4 tRNA genes and 1 rRNA gene are annotated in these 1,194 nt (G+C 46.3%); all 5 read right to left on the bottom strand.

Annotated elements, in window-relative coordinates:
• A 23S ribosomal RNA gene (locus tag PQQ36_RS22450) occupies nucleotides 1-418 on the bottom strand; the annotation flags it as partial.
• Nucleotides 419-756: 338 nt separating this feature from the next.
• Nucleotides 757-832 (bottom strand) — tRNA-Val (locus PQQ36_RS22445).
• Between the two features lie 14 nt (nucleotides 833-846).
• Nucleotides 847-922 (bottom strand) — tRNA-Ala (locus PQQ36_RS22440).
• A gap of 14 nt (nucleotides 923-936) precedes the next feature.
• Nucleotides 937-1,012 (bottom strand) — tRNA-Lys (locus PQQ36_RS22435).
• 1 nt (nucleotide 1,013) lies between these two features.
• Nucleotides 1,014-1,089: transfer RNA gene (locus tag PQQ36_RS22430), tRNA-Glu, on the bottom strand.
• Nucleotides 1,090-1,194: the final 105 nt, after the last annotated feature.

Genomic DNA, 1,194 nt, shown 5'->3' with positions numbered 1-1,194 from the left:
TTAGCCTTGGAGGATGGTCCCCCCATATTCAGACAGGATAACACGTGTCCCGCCCTACTCGATTTCACTGAACATGCATCTACAACTACGGGACTATCACCCTGTATCGTCGGACTTTCCAGACCGTTCGTCTAACACATGTAAAGCTTAAGGGCTAATCCAATTTCGCTCGCCGCTACTTTCGGAATCTCGGTTGATTTCTTTTCCTCGGGGTACTTAGATGTTTCAGTTCTCCCGGTTCGCTTCATTGAGCTATGTATTCACTCAATGATACTGGCTTATGCCAGTGGGTTTCCCCATTCGGAAATCGTAGACTCAAGTGGCTGTTACTGCCTCATCTACGCTTATCGCAAGTTACTACGTCCTTCATCGCCTCTGACTGCCAAGGCATCCACCGTGTACGCTTAGTCACTTAACCATACAACCCCAAAGGGTCTTTGTTAAACAACCAAAGTTGCTATCTCATTATTTGAATGAGCGAGATAGCGTTGATTTTGCCGGACTCAATTTCGAATAGTCACTAAAGTGACCTTCCCAAGAACACTTGAATGTGTTTGTTGGTGTTTGTCTTAAAGACAAACATTGAGAACTTTACAAACAACAATAAATTGTTGTTTTGTCAGCTTTCCAAATTGTTAAAGAGCAATGCAATTCTCTACGAGAAACACACTTTTTAAAGACTCTCAGCGTCGAAAAATCAACCACAAACATAAAGAAGGTGGTTTTCATCAAGAAACACTAAAAATATTTAAAGAGTGGTGGGCGATACCGGGTTCGAACCAGTGACCCCCTGCTTGTAAGGCAGGTGCTCTCCCAACTGAGCTAATCGCCCATTGCGTTCAAGAATGGTGGAGCTATGCGGGATCGAACCGCAGACCTCCTGCGTGCAAGGCAGGCGCTCTCCCAGCTGAGCTATAACCCCAACTCTTGAAGTAATGGTGGGTCGTGCAGGATTCGAACCTGCGACCAATTGATTAAAAGTCAACTGCTCTACCGACTGAGCTAACGACCCATGGTATCCCGTAGGGGAGTCGAACCCCTGTTACCGCCGTGAAAGGGCGGTGTCCTAGGCCTCTAGACGAACGGGACACTAAGATACTCTAAACTTTCTAAACCGTATCAATCTGTGTGAACACTCATCGCAATAATCATCGTATAAGGAGGTGATCCAGCGCCAGGTTCCCCTAGCGCTAC

Source organism: Vibrio sp. CCUG 15886, assembly GCF_028570825.1.
Lineage (GTDB): Bacteria > Pseudomonadota > Gammaproteobacteria > Enterobacterales > Vibrionaceae > Vibrio > Vibrio vulnificus_B.
The sequence above is the reverse complement of the archived record's forward strand: the minus strand, read 5'-3'. Positions and strand labels throughout refer to the sequence as shown.